The organism is Stenotrophomonas sp. Steno-C15, assembly GCF_056393265.1.
Map to the genome: position 1 here is coordinate 118,536 of NZ_JBWJPF010000004.1, position 19,406 is coordinate 137,941.

General features: G+C 64.7%; 18 protein-coding genes and 3 tRNA genes. All 21 read left to right on the forward strand.

Translation table 11 applies throughout. The features are described 5' to 3' along the window. Positions 1 to 90 precede the first annotated feature (90 nt). Positions 91 to 1,068, forward strand: a complete 978-nt coding sequence (locus tag AC06FB_RS05430; protein ID WP_053520081.1) for an isopenicillin N synthase family dioxygenase — start codon at positions 91 to 93, stop codon at positions 1,066 to 1,068. 621 nt (positions 1,069 to 1,689) lie between these two features. Continuing rightward, positions 1,690 to 2,445 (forward strand): triose-phosphate isomerase, encoded by a 756-nt coding sequence (tpiA, locus tag AC06FB_RS05435; protein ID WP_065175542.1) that lies wholly within the window; start codon positions 1,690 to 1,692, stop codon positions 2,443 to 2,445. 33 nt (positions 2,446 to 2,478) lie between these two features. Further along, on the forward strand, positions 2,479 to 2,916 hold the full coding sequence (gene secG, locus AC06FB_RS05440; protein WP_065175541.1) for a preprotein translocase subunit SecG: 438 nt from the start codon (positions 2,479 to 2,481) through the stop codon (positions 2,914 to 2,916). A 51-nt stretch (positions 2,917 to 2,967) separates the two neighbouring features. Next, positions 2,968 to 3,052: transfer RNA gene (locus AC06FB_RS05445), tRNA-Leu, on the forward strand. 111 nt (positions 3,053 to 3,163) lie between these two features. Then, positions 3,164 to 3,520, forward strand: a complete 357-nt coding sequence (locus tag AC06FB_RS05450; protein ID WP_053519909.1) for an NADH-quinone oxidoreductase subunit A — start codon at positions 3,164 to 3,166, stop codon at positions 3,518 to 3,520. Continuing rightward, positions 3,511 to 4,065, forward strand: coding sequence for a NuoB/complex I 20 kDa subunit family protein (locus AC06FB_RS05455; protein WP_005410463.1), 555 nt, complete (start codon positions 3,511 to 3,513; stop codon positions 4,063 to 4,065). The genes AC06FB_RS05450 and AC06FB_RS05455 overlap by 10 nt, the downstream gene beginning before the upstream one ends. 33 nt (positions 4,066 to 4,098) lie before the next feature. Continuing rightward, a complete protein-coding gene (locus AC06FB_RS05460; protein ID WP_065181852.1) occupies positions 4,099 to 4,845 on the forward strand; it encodes an NADH-quinone oxidoreductase subunit C in 747 nt (248 codons plus the stop codon). Then, a complete protein-coding gene (locus AC06FB_RS05465) occupies positions 4,842 to 6,149 on the forward strand; it encodes an NADH-quinone oxidoreductase subunit D (RefSeq protein ID WP_445394232.1) in 1,308 nt (435 codons plus the stop codon). Before AC06FB_RS05460 ends, AC06FB_RS05465 begins: the two co-directional genes overlap by 4 nt. A gap of 97 nt (positions 6,150 to 6,246) precedes the next feature. Continuing rightward, positions 6,247 to 6,774: an NADH-quinone oxidoreductase subunit NuoE gene (gene nuoE / locus AC06FB_RS05470; RefSeq protein WP_006381132.1), complete on the forward strand. Its 528-nt coding sequence runs from the start codon at positions 6,247 to 6,249 to the stop codon at positions 6,772 to 6,774. A gap of 4 nt (positions 6,775 to 6,778) precedes the next feature. Further along, on the forward strand, positions 6,779 to 8,119 hold the full coding sequence (gene nuoF / locus AC06FB_RS05475; protein WP_478053447.1) for an NADH-quinone oxidoreductase subunit NuoF: 1,341 nt from the start codon (positions 6,779 to 6,781) through the stop codon (positions 8,117 to 8,119). Next, positions 8,116 to 10,350 (forward strand): NADH-quinone oxidoreductase subunit NuoG, encoded by a 2,235-nt coding sequence (nuoG, locus tag AC06FB_RS05480; RefSeq protein WP_478053448.1) that lies wholly within the window; start codon positions 8,116 to 8,118, stop codon positions 10,348 to 10,350. The genes nuoF and nuoG overlap by 4 nt, the downstream gene beginning before the upstream one ends. Next, positions 10,347 to 11,441: an NADH-quinone oxidoreductase subunit NuoH gene (gene nuoH, locus AC06FB_RS05485; protein WP_053519914.1), complete on the forward strand. Its 1,095-nt coding sequence runs from the start codon at positions 10,347 to 10,349 to the stop codon at positions 11,439 to 11,441. Before nuoG ends, nuoH begins: the two co-directional genes overlap by 4 nt. A 4-nt stretch (positions 11,442 to 11,445) precedes the next feature. Then, a complete protein-coding gene (gene nuoI, locus AC06FB_RS05490; RefSeq protein WP_053519915.1) occupies positions 11,446 to 11,934 on the forward strand; it encodes an NADH-quinone oxidoreductase subunit NuoI in 489 nt (162 codons plus the stop codon). Between the two features lie 9 nt (positions 11,935 to 11,943). After that, a complete protein-coding gene (locus tag AC06FB_RS05495) occupies positions 11,944 to 12,603 on the forward strand; it encodes an NADH-quinone oxidoreductase subunit J (protein ID WP_053519916.1) in 660 nt (219 codons plus the stop codon). Beyond that, entirely contained in the window at positions 12,600 to 12,905 is a 306-nt protein-coding gene (gene nuoK / locus AC06FB_RS05500; protein ID WP_053519917.1) for an NADH-quinone oxidoreductase subunit NuoK, read from the forward strand. The genes AC06FB_RS05495 and nuoK overlap by 4 nt, the downstream gene beginning before the upstream one ends. Positions 12,906 to 12,912: 7 nt before the next feature. After that, the gene (nuoL, locus tag AC06FB_RS05505) at positions 12,913 to 15,075 is read left to right on the forward strand and encodes an NADH-quinone oxidoreductase subunit L (RefSeq protein ID WP_053519918.1); all 2,163 of its coding nucleotides are present in this window, start codon (positions 12,913 to 12,915) and stop codon (positions 15,073 to 15,075) included. 23 nt (positions 15,076 to 15,098) lie between these two features. Further along, positions 15,099 to 16,607 carry an NADH-quinone oxidoreductase subunit M gene (locus AC06FB_RS05510; protein ID WP_053519919.1) on the forward strand — a complete coding sequence of 503 codons (1,509 nt, stop codon included), beginning with the start codon at positions 15,099 to 15,101 and terminating at the stop codon, positions 16,605 to 16,607. Positions 16,608 to 16,622: 15 nt separating this feature from the next. After that, positions 16,623 to 18,083 (forward strand): NADH-quinone oxidoreductase subunit NuoN, encoded by a 1,461-nt coding sequence (gene nuoN / locus AC06FB_RS05515; protein ID WP_461289164.1) that lies wholly within the window; start codon positions 16,623 to 16,625, stop codon positions 18,081 to 18,083. 126 nt (positions 18,084 to 18,209) lie between these two features. Further along, positions 18,210 to 18,286 (forward strand) — tRNA-Met (locus tag AC06FB_RS05520). 82 nt (positions 18,287 to 18,368) lie between these two features. Continuing rightward, positions 18,369 to 18,445 (forward strand) — tRNA-Met (locus AC06FB_RS05525). A gap of 367 nt (positions 18,446 to 18,812) precedes the next feature. Next, positions 18,813 to 19,403, forward strand: coding sequence for a ribosome maturation factor RimP (gene rimP / locus AC06FB_RS05530; RefSeq protein WP_053518672.1), 591 nt, complete (start codon positions 18,813 to 18,815; stop codon positions 19,401 to 19,403). Positions 19,404 to 19,406: the final 3 nt, after the last annotated feature.

A 19,406-nucleotide genomic window follows, 5' to 3' on the forward strand; every position in this document is an offset into this window, starting at 1 on the left:
CCGCGCGCGGGTCGCGCATTGTATCGGTTTGTTTCAACGTATCGGTGTCGACCTGCGGGCGATCTGTCACAATGTTCAGGTGGGCCCTGAATGCGGCGGCCCTCCAGACCCAATGACAAGCCAGGAACCGCTGTGAGCCAGATCCCGACCCTCGACATCACCCGTTTTGACAGCGACCGCGAGGCCTTCGTGGCCGAGCTGGGGGCGGCCTATCGCCAATGGGGATTCGCGGGCATCCGCAACCACGGCATTCCGCAGGCCGACATCGACGCGGCCTACGATGTCTTCAAGGCCTTCTTCGCCCTGCCGGAGGAGATCAAGCGGAAGTACCACGTGGCTGGCGGCGGCGGTGCACGCGGCTATACCCCGTTCGGCGTGGAAACCGCGAAGGGGTCCAAGCACTTCGATCTGAAGGAGTTCTGGCACATCGGCCGGGAGATCGGCGACGACTCCAGGTACCGCGACGTGATGCCGCCGAACCTGTGGCCGACCGAGGTCGAGGGCTTCCGTGAGCGGGGCTACGGCCTGTACCAGGCGCTGGACAACCTCGGGTCGCGCGTGCTGTCGGCGCTGGCGCTGCACATCGGCCTGCCGGAGGATTTCTTCGCCGACAAGACCAATTTCGGCAACTCGATCCTGCGCCCGATCCATTACCCGCCGATCACCACCGACGACATTCCCAACGTGCGTGCCGGTGCGCATGGCGACATCAACTTCATCACCCTGCTGGTTGGTGCCAGTGCGGCGGGCCTGGAGGTGCAGTCGCACGATGGCAAGTGGGTGCCGTTCACGTCGGATGCGGACACCATCGTGGTCAACATCGGCGACATGCTGCAGCGCCTGACCAATCACGTGTATCCCTCCACCATCCATCGCGTGGTCAATCCCCCGGGCGAGCTGGCCCGCCAGCCGCGCTACTCGGTGCCGTTCTTCCTGCACCCGAACCCGGACTTCCTGATCGACGTGCTGCCGTCCTGCATCACCCCGGAGAACCCGAGCCGGTATCCGGAGCCGATCACCGCCCACGGCTTCCTCGAGGAACGCCTGCGCGAGATCAAGCTGAAGTAATGAAAAGGCCGCCGCGAGGCGGCCTTTCCATTACGGGTAGCGCCGGGCCGTGCCCGGCGAGCCAAAGCCAAAGCGGCTCTGGGATGTTCCGTGGGGGGCGGGGAGGCGTCGGATGGCGGGGACGCCGTAAACCCATCCCTGGGGGCTTGGCCGCGGCATCCATGCCGCGGACACCCCGCCATCCGACACCTCCCCGCCTTCGACAGTTTCCCGGTGACGGATGGATGAGATCTGTCGCACCGGGGTGGGGCAGGGGTCAGATCCGGATCTGACCCCGGCAGCCACCCGCAATGCCGCTTTTGCCTTTGATCTTCTTTTCTCTTTCCGTGGCGGGCGGAACCGCCGGAATGTGTCAGAAGCCGGGCGGGTGGGGCTGCGCAGGGGCGTGAGCCGCATGGATGCGGCGATCGAGCTTACAGGGACGTACTTGCAGCGTCCCCTGCGCAGTCCCGCCCGCCCGGCCAGGCCGATCAACTACCCGGGGCTCCCCGCGACCAACCCCACCCCCGCCACGAGGGGCCGCGCCGTTGGCTGGAAATCCATGTAACCGCTTACACGGAAACGGATTTTTGCCGTAACGGGTATCATGACCGGCTGACTTCACACAGGAGCCACCCGCTCATGCGCCGCAAGATCGTCGCCGGAAACTGGAAGCTGCATGGCAGCCGTCAATTCGCCAATGAACTGCTGGGGCAGGTGGCTGCGGGGCTGCCGCTGGACGGGGTCGATGTCGTCATCCTGCCGCCGCTGCCGTACCTGGGCGAGCTGGTCGAGGAGTTCGGCGCGACCGGCATGACCTTCGGTGCCCAGGACGTGAGCAGCAACGAGAAGGGGGCCTACACCGGCGAAGTGTGCGCGGCCATGCTGCACGAGGTCGGTGCCCGTTACGGCCTGGTTGGACATTCCGAGCGTCGCCAGTACCACCACGAGAGCAGCGAACTGGTTGCCCGCAAGTTCGCCGCTGCCCTGCATGCCGGCCTGGTGCCGGTGCTGTGCGTGGGGGAGACCCTGGAGCAGCGCGAGGCCGGACAGACCGAAGCGGTCATCGCCAGCCAGCTGGCGCCGGTGCTGGATCTCGTCGGCGCCGACGGTTTCGCCAGCGCCGTGGTCGCCTACGAGCCGGTCTGGGCGATCGGCACCGGCCGCACCGCAAGCAAGGAGCAGGCGCAGCAGGTGCACGCGTTCATCCGTGGCGAAGTCGCGCGCATCGATGCTAGAATCGCTGATTCACTGCCCATTCTTTACGGCGGCAGCGTGAAGCCCGACAATGCCGGGGAACTGTTCGCGCAGCCGGATGTCGATGGTGGGCTGGTCGGCGGCGCCTCCCTGGTGGCCGCGGACTTCCTGGCCATCGCGAAGGCGGCGGCCGCGAACTAAATCCTAGAAGTATTGTCCGAGGGCGGATTTCCAATGCTGATGTTGATCCTCAATGTCGTCTACGTGCTGGTTGCCGTAGCCATGATCGCGCTGATCCTGATGCAGCGTGGCTCGGGCGCAGCGGCTGGTTCGGGCTTTGGTGCCGGTGCCTCGGGAACGGTGTTCGGTGCGCGTGGCGCCTCGAACTTCCTGTCCAAGTCGACCAAGTGGCTGGCCGTGGTGTTCTTCGGCATCAGCCTCTTCATGGCCTGGTATGCCGGCCACGGCAGCCGTCCTGCCGCCGAGCAGGACCTGGGCCTGATGTCCGCCCCGGCGGCCAGCGCTCCGGCCGCCCCTGCAGGCGAACTGCCGGCCGTTCCGAAGGCCGATGAGGTCCCGGCAGCCCCGGTTCCGGCGGCGACTGTGCCGGCTCAGGCGGAATCTTCGGTTTCTGGTGAAGAAAAGCCGTCGGAAGGCTCCCAGAAAGACTGAAGCCGGTTACAATACGCGGCGCATCGGGAAGATAGTCTGATGTGATCGTTTGCCCAGGTGGCGGAATTGGTAGACGCACTACCTTGAGGTGGTAGCGACGCAAGTCGTAGGGGTTCGAGTCCCCTCTTGGGCACCATTTGTAAGTAAAGCGGGTTCACCTGGCGCGCAATGCGCCAGGGCGATTCCCGTCCACTCCCCCATGCCAAAGCGCCTGCAGGCGCAGCGGCAGAGGCAAGAGAGAATCGCTGTGCTGGCCGAATATTTGCCGTCTCTGCTGTTTCTGATCGTTGCCACCGGTATCGGCGTCGTGCTGATGCTGGTCGGCCGACTCCTCGGTCCCCGCCGCCCTGATCTGGAAAAGCTCTCGCCGTACGAGTGCGGCTTCGAGGCGTTCGAAGACGCGCGCATGAAGTTCGATGTGCGCTATTACCTGATCGCGATCCAGTTCATCGTCTTCGACCTGGAAATCATCTTCATCGTGCCGTGGACCCAGGTCTTCATGGAGCTGGGTGCCCGTTCGCTGGTCACCATGGGCCTGTTCGTCGGCATGCTGTTCCTCGGTTTCATTTACGTCTGGAAGAAGGGAGCGCTGGAATGGGAGTGATTCAGACGCTCGATGGCCTGATGAACAATCCGACCCCGGAAGGGCGGGTTGATGACATCCTGCGGCCGGAAGGCGACAACCCGCTGCTGGAAAAAGGCTTCGTCACCACCAGCGTCGACGCCCTGCTGAACTGGGCGCGTACCGGCTCGATGTGGCCGATGACTTTTGGCCTGGCCTGCTGTGCCGTGGAGATGATGCACGCCGGCGCCGCGCGCCTGGACCTGGACCGCTACGGCGTGGTGTTCCGCCCGTCGCCGCGCCAGTCCGACGTGATGATCGTCGCCGGTACGCTGGTCAACAAGATGGCCCCGGCACTGCGCAAGGTCTACGACCAGATGCCCGACCCCAAGTGGGTGATCTCCATGGGCAGCTGTGCCAACGGCGGTGGTTATTACCACTATTCCTATTCTGTCGTGCGCGGCTGTGATCGCGTGGTGCCGGTGGACGTCTACGTCCCGGGCTGCCCGCCGACCGCCGAGGCGCTGGTGTACGGGATCCTGCAGCTGCAGAAGAAGATCTGGCGTACACAGACCATCGCCCGCTGACCCCTTCACCTGACAAGAGCGCGCCAAGCCCCCATGGCAGAGCAAGCATCCTTCATCGACCGACTCTCCGCACGTTTCGCTGGTGCGAAGGTCATCGTGGTCGAACCCCGCGGCGAAGTGACGCTGGAAGTGCCTGCCGCCGAGTGGCACGCCACCGCCCTGGCGCTGCGTGACGAGTTTGGTTTCGAGCAGGCCGTGGACCTCTGCGGCGTGGACTACCTGGGCTATGGCTCCGACGAATGGGACACCGCCGACGTGTCCTCGCACGGCTTCAGCCGCGGCGTCGAGGGCAAGGCGCAGGGCCGCTTCGCGTGGGGCGAGTTCCCCAGCGAGGAGAGTGCCGAAGGCGCCCGCCCGCAGCACATGCCGACCCAGCGCTTTGCCGTGGTGGCGCAGCTGCGCTCGTACCAGCACAACCTGATGATGCACCTGCGCTGCTTCGCACCTGACGAAGCGCTGCCGGTGGTGTCCTCGCTGACCGGCATCTGGCCGGGCCTGAACTGGTTCGAGCGCGAAGCGTTCGATCTGTATGGCGTGATCTTCGAAGGCCACCCGGACCTGCGCCGGATCCTGACCGACTACGGTTTCGTCGGCCATCCGTTCCGCAAGGACTTCCCGCTGATCGGCAATGTCGAAGTGCGCTACGACGAAGAAAAGAAGCGCGTGATCTACGAACCGGTCACCTCGGTGGAGCCGCGTGTCGGCGTGCCGCGCGTGATCCGCGACGACGCCCGTCTGCAGACCGCAGCCGGCGAGCGCGCGCAGGAGGCAGTGAAGTGAGCCACGTACACCAGGCCGGCGAAGCGTTCGCCAGCAATGCCGCCGAAAGCCGGCAGGAAATCCGCAACTACACCATGAACTTCGGCCCGCAGCATCCGGCCGCGCATGGCGTGCTGCGCCTGATCCTGGAGATGGACGGCGAGACCATCATGCGCGCCGACCCGCACGTCGGCCTGCTGCATCGTGGTACCGAGAAGCTGGCCGAGTCCAAGCCGTTCAACCAGTCGATCGGTTACATGGATCGCCTGGATTACGTGTCGATGATGTGCAACGAGCACGCCTACGTGCGCGCGATCGAGACCCTGATGGGGATCGAGGCGCCGGAGCGTGCGCAGTACATCCGTACCATGTACGACGAGATCACCCGCATCCTCAACCACCTGATGTGGCTGGGTTCCAACGCGCTCGACCTGGGCGCGATGGCGGTGATGCTGTATGCCTTCCGCGAGCGCGAAGAGCTGATGGACTGCTACGAAGCGGTTTCCGGCGCGCGCATGCACGCGGCGTACTACCGTCCGGGCGGTGTCTACCGCGACCTGCCGGACCACATGCCGAAGTACAAGGAATCCCGTTGGCACAAGGGCAAGGCGCTGAAGCAGCTCAATGCTTCGCGCGAGGGCTCGCTGCTGGATTTCCTGGAGAACTTCACCAATGAGTTCCCGGGTCGCGTCGATGAATACGAAACCCTGCTGACCGACAACCGCATCTGGAAGCAGCGCACCGTCGGCATCGGAGTGGTCACTCCGGAACTGGCGCACCAGTGGGGCATGACCGGCGTCATGCTGCGCGGTTCGGGCGTCGCCTGGGACCTGCGCAAGAAGCGTCCGTATGCCAAGTACGATGCCGTTGATTTCGACATTCCGCTGGGCAAGGAAGGCGACTGCTACGACCGTTATCTGGTCCGCGTCGCCGAGATGCGCGAGTCCAACCGCATCATCAAGCAGTGCGTGGCATGGCTGAAGGCCAACCCCGGCCCGGTCATGGTCAAGAACTTCAAGGTCGCTCCGCCCAGCCGCGAGGACATGAAGGACGACATGGAAGCGCTGATCCACCACTTCAAGCTGTTCAGCGAAGGCTACTGTGTGCCGGCCGGCGAGACCTACTCGGCGGTGGAGGCCCCGAAGGGCGAGTTCGGCTGCTACCTGGTTTCCGACGGCGCCAACAAGCCCTTCCGCGTGCACCTGCGTGCGCCGGGCTTCGCCCACCTGTCCTCGATCGACTCGGTCGTGCGCGGCCACATGCTGGCCGACGTGGTGGCGATGATCGGTACCTACGATCTGGTGTTCGGCGAGGTTGACCGGTAATGCCGTCTGCCACGCCAACGCCTGCTGCAGGCAGCCGGCGCAAGCCGGCGCCGCAGTTCCTGGAATTTCACGTTATGCATTTCGCTGAGGTCGGCCGATGAAGGCGACAGGTAATTTCGAGGCGGCGCGCGACGTCGACCCGATGGTGGTGCTGAGCGACAAGACCCGCGCTCACATCGATCACTGGCTGTCCAAGTTCCCGCCGGACCGCAAGCGCTCTGCCGTGCTGCAGGGCCTGCATGCGGCCCAGGAGCAGAATGAGGGCTGGCTGACCGACGAGCTGATCGCCGGCGTGGCCAAGTACCTGGACCTGCCGCCGGTGTGGGCCTACGAGGTCGCCAGCTTCTACTCGATGTTCGAGACCGAGAAGGTGGGCCGCAACAACGTGGCCATCTGCACCAACATCAGCTGCTGGCTCAATGGCGCCGAGGACATCGTGCGCCACTGCGAGAAGAAGCTGGGCATCAAGCACGGCGAATCGACCCCGGACGGCCGCGTCTACCTCAAGCGCGAGGAAGAGTGCCTGGCCGGCTGCGGCGGTGCGCCGATGATGGTCATCAACGGTCACTACCATGAGCGTCTGACCCTGGAAAAGGTCGACGAGCTGCTGGACGGGCTGGAGTAAGGGCATGGCACATCACCACGAATCCAATGGCCCGGTCGGTCCCGCGCCGCTGCCGCACCAGGTGGTCTACACCACCCTGCATTACGACACTCCGTGGTCGTACGAAAGCTACCTCAAGACCGGTGGCTACGCCGCCCTGCGCAAGATCCTCGAAGAGAAGATCCCGCCGGAGCAGGTCATCGAGATGGTCAAGGCCTCCGGCCTGCGCGGCCGCGGTGGCGCAGGCTTCCCGACCGGCCTGAAGTGGTCCTTCATGCCCAAGGGCAACATGCAGAAGTACATCCTCTGCAATTCGGATGAATCCGAGCCGGGCACCTGCAAGGATCGCGACATCCTGCGTTACAACCCGCATTCGGTGGTGGAAGGCATGGCGATCGCCTGCTACGCCACCGGTTCGACCGTGGGCTACAACTACCTGCGCGGCGAGTTCCACCACGAGCCCTTCGAGCACTTCGAACAGGCCCTGGCCGACGCCTACGCGAACGGCTGGCTGGGCAAGAACGTGCTGGGCTCAGGCGTGGACATCGACATCTACGGTGCTCTCGGTGCCGGTGCCTACATCTGCGGCGAAGAAACCGCGCTGATGGAATCGCTGGAAGGCAAGAAGGGACAGCCGCGCTACAAGCCGCCGTTCCCGGCCAACTTCGGCCTGTACGGCAAGCCGTCGACGATCAACAACACCGAGACCTACGGCTCGGTGCCGGCGATCATCCGCAACGGTCCGGAGTGGTTCAAGGGCCTGAGCCGGACCGCCAATGGCGGCCCGAAGTGCTTCTCGGTCTCCGGCTGCGTGCAGAACGGCGGCAACTTTGAAGTGCCGCTCGGCACCACCTTCGACGAGCTGCTGGAAATGGCCGGTGGCCTGCGCCCGGGCCGTACCCTGAAGGGTGCGATTCCGGGCGGCGTCTCCATGCCGGTGCTCACCGCGGCGGAGCTGAAGGGCCTGCCGATGGACTACGACACCATCCGTGCGCTGGGCTCCGGCCTGGGTTCCGGGGCGGTCGTGGTGCTGGATGACAGCGTGTGCTGCGTCAAGTTCGCCTGCCGCATCAGCCAGTTCTTCCACAAGGAATCCTGCGGCCAGTGCACGCCGTGCCGTGAAGGCACCGGCTGGATGCACCGCGTGCTCGAGCGCATCGTCGCCGGCAAGGCCACGATGGAAGACCTGCACCAGCTGAAGGCGGTGGCCGGCCAGATCGAAGGCCACACCATCTGTGCGTTCGGCGAAGCGGCGGCATGGCCCATCCAGGGCTTCCTGCGCCAGTTCTGGGACGAATTCGAGTACTACATCGTCAACGGTCATTCGATGGTTGACGGCAAGAAGGTGGAGGCAGCCGCCGCATGAGCGCGCAACCCGTAAACCCGAACGTGCCACCGGACCATGTGACCATCGAGATCGATGGCAAGTCCCTGGTCGTGCCCAAGGGTTCGATGATCATCCAGGCCGCCGACAAGGCCGGCATTCCGATTCCGCGCTTCTGCTACCACGAGAAGCTGCCGATCGCCGCCAACTGCCGCATGTGCCTGGTGGACGTGGAGAAGTCGCCGAAGCCGGCGCCGGCCTGCGCCACGCCGGTGATGGACGGCATGAAGGTCGCCACCCGCAGCGAGAAGGCGCTGAAGTTCCAGCGCTCGGTGATGGAGTTCCTGCTCATCAACCATCCGCTGGACTGCCCGATCTGCGATCAGGGCGGCGAGTGCGAGCTGCAGGACGTGTCGCTGGGCTATGGCCGTTCGGTCAGCCGCTTCAACGAGCGCAAGCGCGTGGTCCCGGACGAGGACATGGGTCCGCTGGTCGCCACCGAGATGACCCGCTGCATCCAGTGCACCCGCTGCGTCCGTTTCACCGCCGAAGTGGCGGGCACCTATGAACTGGGTGGCATGTACCGCGGCGAGAACCTGCAGATCGGTACCTACGACGGCAAGCCCCTGACCACCGAACTGTCCGGCAACGTCGTCGACGTCTGCCCGGTCGGCGCGCTGACCAACAAGGTGTTCCAGTTCCGTGCCCGTCCGTGGGAGCTGACCGCGCGCGAGTCGCTGGGTTACCACGACGCGATGGGGTCGAACCTGTTCCTGCATGTGCGCCGCGGTGAAGTGCTGCGTTCTGTGCCGCGCGACAACGAAGCGGTCAACGAATGCTGGCTGTCCGACCGCGACCGCTACTCGCACCAGGGCCTGTACAGCGAAGACCGTGCGGTCAAGCCGCTGCGCAAGGTCAACGGCGAGTGGAAGGAAGTGAGCTGGGCGGAAGGCCTGGCCGCTGCCGCCGACATCCTCAAGGCGAACCAGGGCGACACCCTGGGCGTGCTGGTGCACCCGTCGACCTCCAACGAGGAGGGCGCTCTGCTGGCGCGCCTGGCCAAGGGCCTGGGTTCGGGCAATATCGATCACCGCATCAACAACCGCGATTTCTCCGACGCCGCCACCGCCGAAGTGTTCGGCCTGCCGCTGGCGGAGATCGAAGGCGCTGACCGCATCGTGGTTCTGGGCAGCAACATCCGCCATGAACTGCCGCTGCTGCATGCCCGCCTGCGCAAGGCGCAGACCCAGCACGGCGCGAAGATCCACGTCGTCAACCCGGTCGACTTCGACTTCGCCTTCAGCATCGCCGGCAAGCAGATCGTCGCACCGTCGCAGTTCGTCGATGCCCTGGCCAACGCCGAGCTGCGTTCGGCGGTGCAGGGTGGCAGCAAGACCGTGCTGATCGTCGGTGCCATCGCCGAGAACCACCCGCAGGCTGCCGCGATCCGCGCCGCCGCGCGTGATTTCGCCACCGCCACCGGTGCCCGCCTGTGCCGCATTCCGCAGGGCGCCAATGCCGTCGGCCTGACCCGTGCGGGCGTGCTGCCGGCCGGCAGGGACGTCGCCGCGATGCTGGCGCAGCCGCGCCAGGCCTACGTGGTGTACGGCCTGGAGCCGGGCCTGGACTTTGCCGATGCGCCTGCCGCGCGCAAGGCGCTGGCCGGTGCCCAGGTCGTGGCGTTCAGCCACTTCGCCTGCGCCTCGACCCGCGACGTCGCCGATGTGATCCTGCCGATCGGTGCGCTGCCGGAAATCGACGCCACCCTGACCAACCTCGATGGCCGCGAACAGTCGGCCCGTGCCGGTGGCAAGCTGCCGGGCGAGGCCCGTGAAGGCTGGCGCGTCCTGCGTGCGCTGGGCGGTGAGCTGGCGGTGGCCGGTTTCGACTTCATCGATCTGGCGGGCCTGCGTGCCAGCCTGGCACCGGTATCGGTCACCGTGGCTGCGTCGGCCCAGCCGGCCGTTGCAGGCGAAGGCCTGGAAGTGGCCTCGACGGCGGCGATCTACCGCACCGATGCCGTGGTCCGCCGCGCTCCGGCGCTGCAGTCGCATCCGCTGAACAACGCCCCGCGCATCGTCCTCAACACGGAAGATGCCGCACGCCTGCAGCTGCAGGAAGGGCAGATGGCCAAGGTCGGCACCGATGCCGGTCGCGCCACCCTGCCGGTGGTGGTCGACGCCCGCGTCGCTGCGGGTTCGGTCTGGATTGAATCGGGCCACGGCGCGACCGCGCCGCTGGGTGCCGCTCGCGTAACGGTGGTGGCTGCATGAACGAATTGCTGTTGAACGCGGTCGATCCGCTGCACCAGTGGCTGCTCGGCCTCGGTGACATCGGCGCGCTGCTCTGGATCATCCTGAAGATCCTGGTGATCACCGTACCGGTGATCGTCTCGGTGGCCTTCTACGTGGTCTGGGAACGCAAGCTGATCGGCTGGATGCACGTCCGCCATGGCCCGATGTACGTGGGCATGGGCATCTTCCAGGCCTTCGCCGACGTCTTCAAGCTGCTGTTCAAGGAAGTGGTCCAGCCGAGCAACGCCAACAAGGCGATCTACCTGCTGGCACCGCTGATCACCCTGGCCCCGGCGTTCGCGGCCTGGGCGGTGATTCCGTTCGATTCGCAGATCGTGCTGTCCAACGCCAATGCCGGCCTGCTGTACCTGCTGGCGATGACCTCGCTGGGCATCTACGGCATCATCCTGGCCGGCTGGGCGTCCAACTCGAAGTATGCGTTCCTGGGTGCGATGCGTGCCTCGGCGCAGATGATCAGCTACGAAATCGCGATGGGCTTCGCCCTGGTCGGCGTCATGATCGCTTCGGGCAGCCTGAACCTGAGCAACATCGTGATGGCCCAGGCCGGCAGTTCCGGCTTCTTCGACTGGTTCCTGATTCCGCTGTTCCCGCTGTTCGTCGTGTACTGGGTGTCCGGCGTGGCCGAGACCAACCGTGCGCCGTTCGACGTGGTGGAAGGCGAGTCGGAAATCGTCGCTGGCCACATGGTCGAGTACTCGGGCGGCGCGTTCGCGCTGTTCTTCCTGGCCGAGTACGCGAACATGATCCTGATCAGCTTCCTGATCTCGATCTTCTTCCTCGGTGGCTGGCTGAGCCCGATCCAGGGCTGGGTCGATCCGGGCACTGTGTCGCCGCTGGTCGACTGGATCTGGAAGGGTGGCGCGCCGTGGCTGTTCGTCAAGGTGTTCTTCTTCGCCAGTGCCTACATCTGGTTCCGTGCCAGCTTCCCGCGCTTCCGCTACGACCAGATCATGCGCCTGGGCTGGAAGGTCTTCATTCCGCTGACCATTTTCTGGATCGCGGTCACCGCCGTCATGGTGTTCTTCGGCGTGATTCAAAAGGGCGTCTAAAGTGATGAACAGGATTACCCATTACTTCAAGAGCCTGCTGCTGCTCGAACTGCTGGCCGGCCTTTGGCTGACGCTGAAGTACAGCGTCAGGCCGAAGTACACGATGATGTACCCGATGGAGAAGTTCCCGCAGTCGCCGCGCTTCCGTGGCCTGCATGCGCTGCGCCGCTATCCCAACGGTGAAGAGCGCTGCATCGCCTGCAAGCTGTGCGAGGCGGTCTGCCCGGCGCTGGCCATCACCATCGATTCGGCCAAGCGCGAGGACGGCACCCGCCGCACCACCCGCTACGACATCGACCTGTTCAAGTGCATCTTCTGCGGCTTCTGTGAGGAAAGCTGCCCGGTGGACTCGATCGTCGAAACCCACATCCTCGAGTACCACTTCGAGAATCGTGGCGAAAACATCGTTACCAAGCCGCAGCTGCTGGCCCTGGGCGACCGTCTCGAGTCCGAGATCGCCGAGCGTCGCGCCGCCGATGCCGCTTACCGCTGAGGTCGAGAGATGGATTGGGTAAATATCGCTTTCTGGGTCTTCGCCATCGTGGCCGGCATCTCCGCCGCGGCGGTGATCAGCGTGCGCAACCCCGTGCACGCCGTTCTGTGCCTGGTGCTGACCTTCTTCTCCGTTGCCTGCGTGTGGCTGCTGGTGGGCGCCGAGTTCCTCGGTGTGGCGCTGGTGCTGGTCTACGTCGGCGCGGTGATGGTGCTGTTCCTGTTCGTGGTGATGATGCTCGACATCGATCCGTCGAACCTGCGTGAGGGCTGGGTGCGTTACCTGCCGGTCGGCCTGGTCGTGGCCGTGGCGATGCTGGTGCAGATGCTGATGCTGATCGGCGTCAAGGGCAGGGCGGTCAACCCGTTCCCGGCCGACAATGCCGCCGCTCTGGCCGCTGACACGTCCAACGTCACCTGGCTGGCCCGCAGCCTGTTCACCGAGTACCTGCTGCCGTTCGAGTTCGCCGCCGTCATCCTGACCGTGGCCGTGGTGGCCGCGGTGATGCTGACCCTGCGTCGCCGCGAAGGCCTGAAGACCCAGAACCCGACGCAGCAGACCATGGTCAAGGCGCACGATCGTCTGCGCGTGGTCAAGATGAGTGCCGAGCAGCCGGTGGTGCACAGCAACAGCACGCCTGCGGCGGGCGAAGAGGAGACCAAGGCATGATCACTCTGGGCCATATCCTGGCGCTGGGCGCGGTGCTGTTCTGCATCAGCCTTGCCGGCATCTTCCTCAACCGCAAGAACATCATCGTGCTGCTGATGTCCATCGAGTTGATGCTGCTGTCGGTGAACATCAACTTCGTCGGATTCTCGCGCCAGCTGGGCGATCCATCCGGCCAGCTGTTCGTGTTCTTCATCCTGACCGTCGCCGCTGCCGAGGCCGCCATCGGCCTGGCGATCCTGGTGACCCTGTTCCGTACCCGCCGCACGATCAATGTCGGCGAAGTCGATTCGCTGAAGGGCTGATCCACAGATGGAAATCACTCTCTCCAAGAGTCTGTTGATCGCAGTGGTGCTTGCACCGCTGTTCGGCAGCATCATCGCCGGCCTGTTCGGTCGCCAGGTCAAGCGCTTCGGCGCGCAGACCATCACCATCCTCGGCGTTGCGGTTGCGTGCGGCCTGTCGATGTACACGCTCTACCAGCTGCTGTGGGGCGGGGCGCAGCCGTTCAACCAGAACGTCTACACCTTCTTCGAAGTCGGCCAGTACTCGGCCCACGTCGGTTTCATGGTCGACAAGCTGACCGCGATGATGATGGTGGTGGTGACCTTCGTGTCGCTGCTGGTCCACATCTACACGATCGGCTACATGCAGGACGATCCGGGCTACCAGCGCTTCTTCAGCTACATCTCGCTGTTCACCTTCTCGATGCTCACCCTGGTGATGAGCAACAACTTCCTGCAGCTGTTCTTCGGCTGGGAAGCGGTGGGCCTGGTGTCGTACCTGCTGATCGGCTTCTGGTTCAAGCGCCCGACCGCGATCTTCGCCAACATGAAGGCGTTCCTGGTCAACCGCGTCGGTGACTTCGGCTTCCTGTTGGGCATCGCCGGCGTGCTGTGGGTGTTCGGCACCCTGGACTACTCCGAGGTGTTCTCGCAGGCCAGCATGCTGGCCGACCCGCGCGCCCAGCTGCAGATCTGGGACGGCACCCTGTTCGGGATGCAGCTGCTGAACGAGCCGGTGATCTGGTCGATCGCCACGCTGATCTGCATCTGCCTGTTCATCGGCGCCATGGGCAAGTCGGCCCAGGTCCCGCTGCACGTGTGGCTGCCGGATTCGATGGAAGGCCCGACGCCGATCTCGGCGCTGATCCACGCCGCGACCATGGTGACCGCCGGTATCTTCATGGTCACCCGCATGTCGCCGCTGTTCGAGCTGTCGCAGACCGCGCTGGACTTCATCCTGTTCATCGGTGCCACCACGGCCTTCTTCACCGGCCTGATCGGTATCGTGCAGAACGACATCAAGCGCGTGGTCGCGTACTCGACGCTGTCGCAGCTGGGCTACATGACCGTGGCGCTGGGTGTTTCGGCCTATTCGGCTGCCGTGTTCCACCTGATGACCCACGCCTTCTTCAAGGCGCTGCTGTTCCTCGGCGCCGGTTCGGTCATCATCGCCATGCACCACGAGCAGGACATGCGCAAGATGGGCGGCCTGCGCAGGTACATGCCGATCACCTTCATCACCATGTGGATCGGTACCCTGGCCCTGGTCGGTACGCCGTTCTTCTCCGGCTTCTACTCGAAGGACACCATCATCGAGGCCGCCGAGATCCATGCGCATATCCAGGGCAGCTGGGTGGCCACCTATGGCTACTGGGCGGTGCTGGGCGGCGTGCTGGTGACCAGCTTCTACAGCTTCCGCCTGCTGTTCATGACCTTCCATGGCAAGGAGCGCTTCCGCGACGCGCATGACGATCATGGCCACGGCCATGACGATCACCATGCCGCTGATGCGCACCATGCCGACGCCCACCATGACGACCACGGTCATGGGCACGGCGCGCACGAGCCGCACGAGACCCCGTGGGTGGTGACCCTGCCGCTGATCCTGCTGGCCATCCCGTCGATCGCCATCGGCTTCTTCAGCATCGGTCCGATGCTGCACGGCACCGACTGGGCCGGCCACCACGCCCATGAGGCGATCAAGGGCCAGGCGACCACGTTCTTCACCGGCATCGTCGACTTCTACGATCCGGCCAAGAACACCGTGGCCTTCCTCGGCGAGGAGTTCCATGGCCCGGTGGCGTTCGCGCTGCACGGCATGATGCTGCCGCCGTTCTGGCTGACCCTGGCGGGCTTCCTGCTGGCCGCGTTGTTCTACCTGTGGAAGCCGGACCTGTCGGGCAAGGCACGCAAGGCCTTCGCCCCGCTGGTGTCGGTGCTGGAAAACAAGTACGGCTTCGACAAGCTGTGGATCGATGGCTTTGCCGGTGGCAGCGTCAAGCTCGGCAGGGTCTCGCGCTGGATCGACAGCAACATCGTCGACGGCGTGGTCAATCTCTCGGCACGTGTTGTGGACGTCGCAGCCGGCGTGCTGCGTCGTACCCAATCCGGTTTCCTCTATCACTACGCCTTCGCGATGATCATCGGCCTGATTGCCCTGCTGGGCGTGCTGATGCATTACCTGCGTTGATGACCTGTACGGAATAAGAAGACGTGTCGAACTGGCCTCTACTCAGTGTCCTCATCTGGCTGCCGATCATCGGTGGTGCCCTGATCCTTGCGATCCGTGATGCTCAGACCGCCCGCTGGGCGTCGCTGGGCGTGGCGGTGCTGACCTTCGTGGCGAGCCTCTCGCTGCTGGGCGGCTACAACCCGGGCATCGATGGCCTGCAGTTCGTCGAGACCCATGCGTGGATCCCGGCGTACAAGATCGGCTACAACCTGGGCGTGGACGGCATCGCCGTGGCGCTGATCCTGCTGACCACCCTGGTCAGCGTGCTTGCCCTGATCGGTGCCTGGAGCGCGATCGACAAGCGCGTCAACCAGTACGTGGCGGCCTTCCTGATCCTGGAAGGCGTCACCGTCGGCATCTTCGCTGCGACGGACGCGATGCTGTTCTACGTGTTCTTCGAAGCGATGCTGATCCCGATGTTCCTCATCATCGGTGTCTGGGGTGGCCCGCGTCGCATCTACGCCGCACTGAAGTTCTTCCTCTACACCTTCCTCGGCTCCGTGCTGATGCTGGTGGCGCTGATCTACCTGTACATGAAGGGCGGCAGCTTCCAGCTGGCCGATCTGTACGCGCTGCCGCTGACGGCCAAGGAGCAGACCTGGATCTTCTTCGCCTTCCTGATCGCCTTCGCGGTCAAGGTGCCGATGTTCCCGGTGCACACCTGGCTGCCGGATGCGCACGTGGAAGCGCCGACCGCCGGTTCGGTGATCCTGGCCGCCATCGCGCTGAAGATCGGTGGTTACGGCTTCCTGCGCTTCAACCTGCCGATCGTGCCGGATGCTTCGCTGGAGTGGGCCTGGCTGGTGATCGCGCTGTCGCTGATCGCGGTGATCTACGTTGGCTTGGTCGCCCTGGTCCAGGACGACATGAAGAAGCTGATCGCGTACTCGTCGATCGCGCACATGGGTTTCGTCACCCTGGGTACCTTCATTGCCCTGTGGCTGGTGCGTGAAGCCGGCAACGTCGATGCGGCCCGCCTGGGCCTGCAGGGCGCGATGGTGCAGATGATCTCGCACGGCTTCGTGTCGGGTGCGATGTTCTCCTGCGTCGGCGTGCTGTACGACCGCATGCACAGCCGCCGCATCGCCGATTACGGCGGCGTGGTCAATGTGATGCCCTGGTTCGCCACCTTCGCCATGCTGTTCTTCATGGCCAATGCGGGCCTGCCGGGCACCAGCGGTTTCGTCGGCGAGTTCATGGTCATCCTGTCCGCCTTCCAGCGTAACCCGTGGATCGCCCTGGGCGCGGCCACCACCCTGATCATCGGTGCGGCCTATACCCTGTGGCTGTACAAGCGCATCTTCTTCGGCGAAGTGGCCAACAGCCATGTCGCCGAACTGAAGGACATCAACGGCCGCGAATGGCTGGTGCTGGGCGTGTTCGCCATCGGCGTGCTTGCCCTGGGCATCTACCCCAAGCCGCTGACCGACCTGATGGAGCCCTCGATCGCGAAGCTGGCGATGCAGATCGCATCCAGCAAGCTGCTGTAATTCCAGGATTTGATGATGACCACCTCGCCGCTGCTGCCATTGACCGCTGCTGACCTGCCTCCGCTCGCCCCCGAGCTGGTGCTGATCGGCAGCGCCTTCGCCCTGATGATCCTCGACCTGTTCGTCAGCGAGCGGAACAAGATCGTCACCCACCTGTTCTCGGTTGCTGCACTGGCCGTCGTGCTGTTCATGCTGGCGACCGGCGTGGGCGGGCAGGGAGAGGTCTTCCATGGCATGTTCGTGCGCGATACCGCCGCGGACGTGATGAAGACCGGGATCGTGCTGCTCAGCGGCCTGACCCTTGTGTACGGCTGGCGCTACCTGCGCGACCGCAACCTGTTCCAGGGCGAGATCCCGGTGCTGATCCTGTTCGGCACGGCCGGCATGATGATCCTGGTCTCGGCCGGCAGCCTGCTGATGGTCTACCTGGGCCTGGAACTGCTGGCGCTGTGCTCGTATGCGCTGGTGGCCAGCAACCGCGACAGCGGCTTGGCCTCGGAAGCGGCGATGAAGTACATCGTGCTCGGTTCGCTTGCCTCCGGCCTGCTGCTGTATGGCATGTCGCTGATCTACGGCGCCACCGGCAGCCTGCACCTGGACGTGATCCGCGATGCCATCCCGCATTCCGAAGAGCGCGTGCTGCTGATCACCGGCGCGGTGTTCATGATCGCGGGCGTGGCCTTCAAGCTGGGTGCGGCACCGTTCCACATGTGGCTGCCGGACGTCTACCAGGGTGCGCCGGCGCCGATCGCGCTGTTCATCAGCTCGGCACCGAAGCTGGCTGCGTTCGGCATGGCCTACCGCCTGCTGGAAATGGGCGTGGGTCCGCTGTCGACCGAGCTGCAGCTGCTGATCGCCGGCCTGGCCGCCGTATCGCTGGTGATCGGCAACCTGATGGCGATTGCGCAGAGCAATCTCAAGCGCATGCTGGCGTTCTCCACCGTCTCGCACATCGGCTTCCTGCTGATGGGCATCGCCGGTGGTGGCTCGCAGGGCTACGCTGCCGCGCTGTTCTATGCGCTGGCCTACGCCATCATGTCCACCGCTGCCTTCGGCGCGATCATCGCGCTGTCGCGTGCCGGCTTCGAGGCCGAGAACATCGAGGACTTCAAGGGCCTGAACGCCCGCGACCCGTGGATGGCCGGCCTGGTGCTGTGCATCATGGCGTCGCTGGCGGGCATTCCGCCGTTCCTCGGCTTCTGGACCAAGCTGGCGGTGCTGGGTGCGGCCGTCAACGGCGGCCTGCTGTGGCTGGCGATCCTCGGCGTGCTGTGCGCAGTGGTCGGCTGCTTCTACTACCTGCGGGTCATCAAGGTCATGTACTTCGATGAGCCGGTGGGCGAGGCCATTCCGCGCGGCAACGATCGCGTGCTGGGCCTGGTGCTGGGCGTGAACGCGCTGGCGCTGCTGGCCCTGGGCCTGGCCTGGAACCCGATCATGGTCTGGTGCCAGCAGGCTTTTGCGCATCTTGCATAAAAGTTGACACAAAGCTGCGCGATTCGTGTAATATGCGCAGCCTGAGTTGTCACTGCAGCGGTTCAGCCAGAACATCGTTGCGACATCCCCCTCGTCAGGGTGGGGCAGCAGCTCAAACACTTCCGGTGCGGGGTGGAGCAGTCTGGCAGCTCGTCGGGCTCATAACCCGAAGGTCGCAGGTTCAAATCCTGCCCCCGCTACCAACATCAGGCCGGCGCCATCCGGCTTGATGAATGAGGGAAAGCTTGCATTTATTGCAGTTATGCCTCATGATTCCGCTTCTGATGCGGGGTGGAGCAGTCTGGCAGCTCGTCGGGCTCATAACCCGAAGGTCGCAGGTTCAAATCCTGCCCCCGCTACCAAGTAAAGAGATCGCCTTCGAAGTCCTGCTTCGAAGGCGTTTTTCTTTGAGGTCTGTGTGCTTTCCCCGTGTTCGGGGTCAGATCCCTTTTTCCGTGGAAAAGGGATCTGACCCGGGTCCCTGCCTTGCACCAGCGCGGTGCAGCCGCTATCATCATCGGCCTAAGCAGTACCCCTGAAGGCGGCGCTCCCCTGGGGAGACCTCACCCGGAAGGAGGGCTCGCAACATGCCTTCGCGGCGTGCTGCAACCGGAATCCAGTCACCGGAGTCTTTCCGGAAAAAGGGGCCCTGCGGGCCCTTTGTCGTTTCCGGGGCGTCATGTTCACGCCGGCCATGGCCGGCACCCAACCAAGAGATCAAGGCAGGCTGTGAGCGACAAGGCAACCGACATCGCGAATCTGCTCGCCCCGACCGTTGTGTCGCTGGGCCTGGAGCTGCTGGGCGTTGAGTATCTGCCGGCCCCCGGCGGTGCGACCCTGCGCCTTTACATCGACGTGCCGCTGGCCGAACAGCCCGAGCGCATCATCAATGTCGACGACTGCGAGCGGGTCAGCCGCGAAGTGTCGGCGCAGCTGGACGTCGAAGACCCGATCAGCGGCAACTACACGCTGGAAGTGTCCTCGCCGGGCGTTGATCGTCCGCTGTTCAACCTGGAGCAGTTCACTCGCCACCTGGGGGAGTCGGCCAAGGTCACCCTGAAGCTGCCGCAGGACAACCGACGTCGCCTGCAGGGCCGTATCGAAGCGACCGACGAGGCTGCGGGCACCATCACCTTCATCGTCGACAAGGCCGAAGTGGTCGTGTCGGCGGACAACATCGACAAGGCACGGATCCTGCCCGACTGGGTGGCGCTGGGGCTGGCCCCGAGCAAGCCGACCGGTCCGGCACCGAAGCGTCCGAAGCCGAACAAGAATTCTTCTTCCAACGAGCCGGCGGCAAAGAAGCCGCGCGCGGAGTGAGCC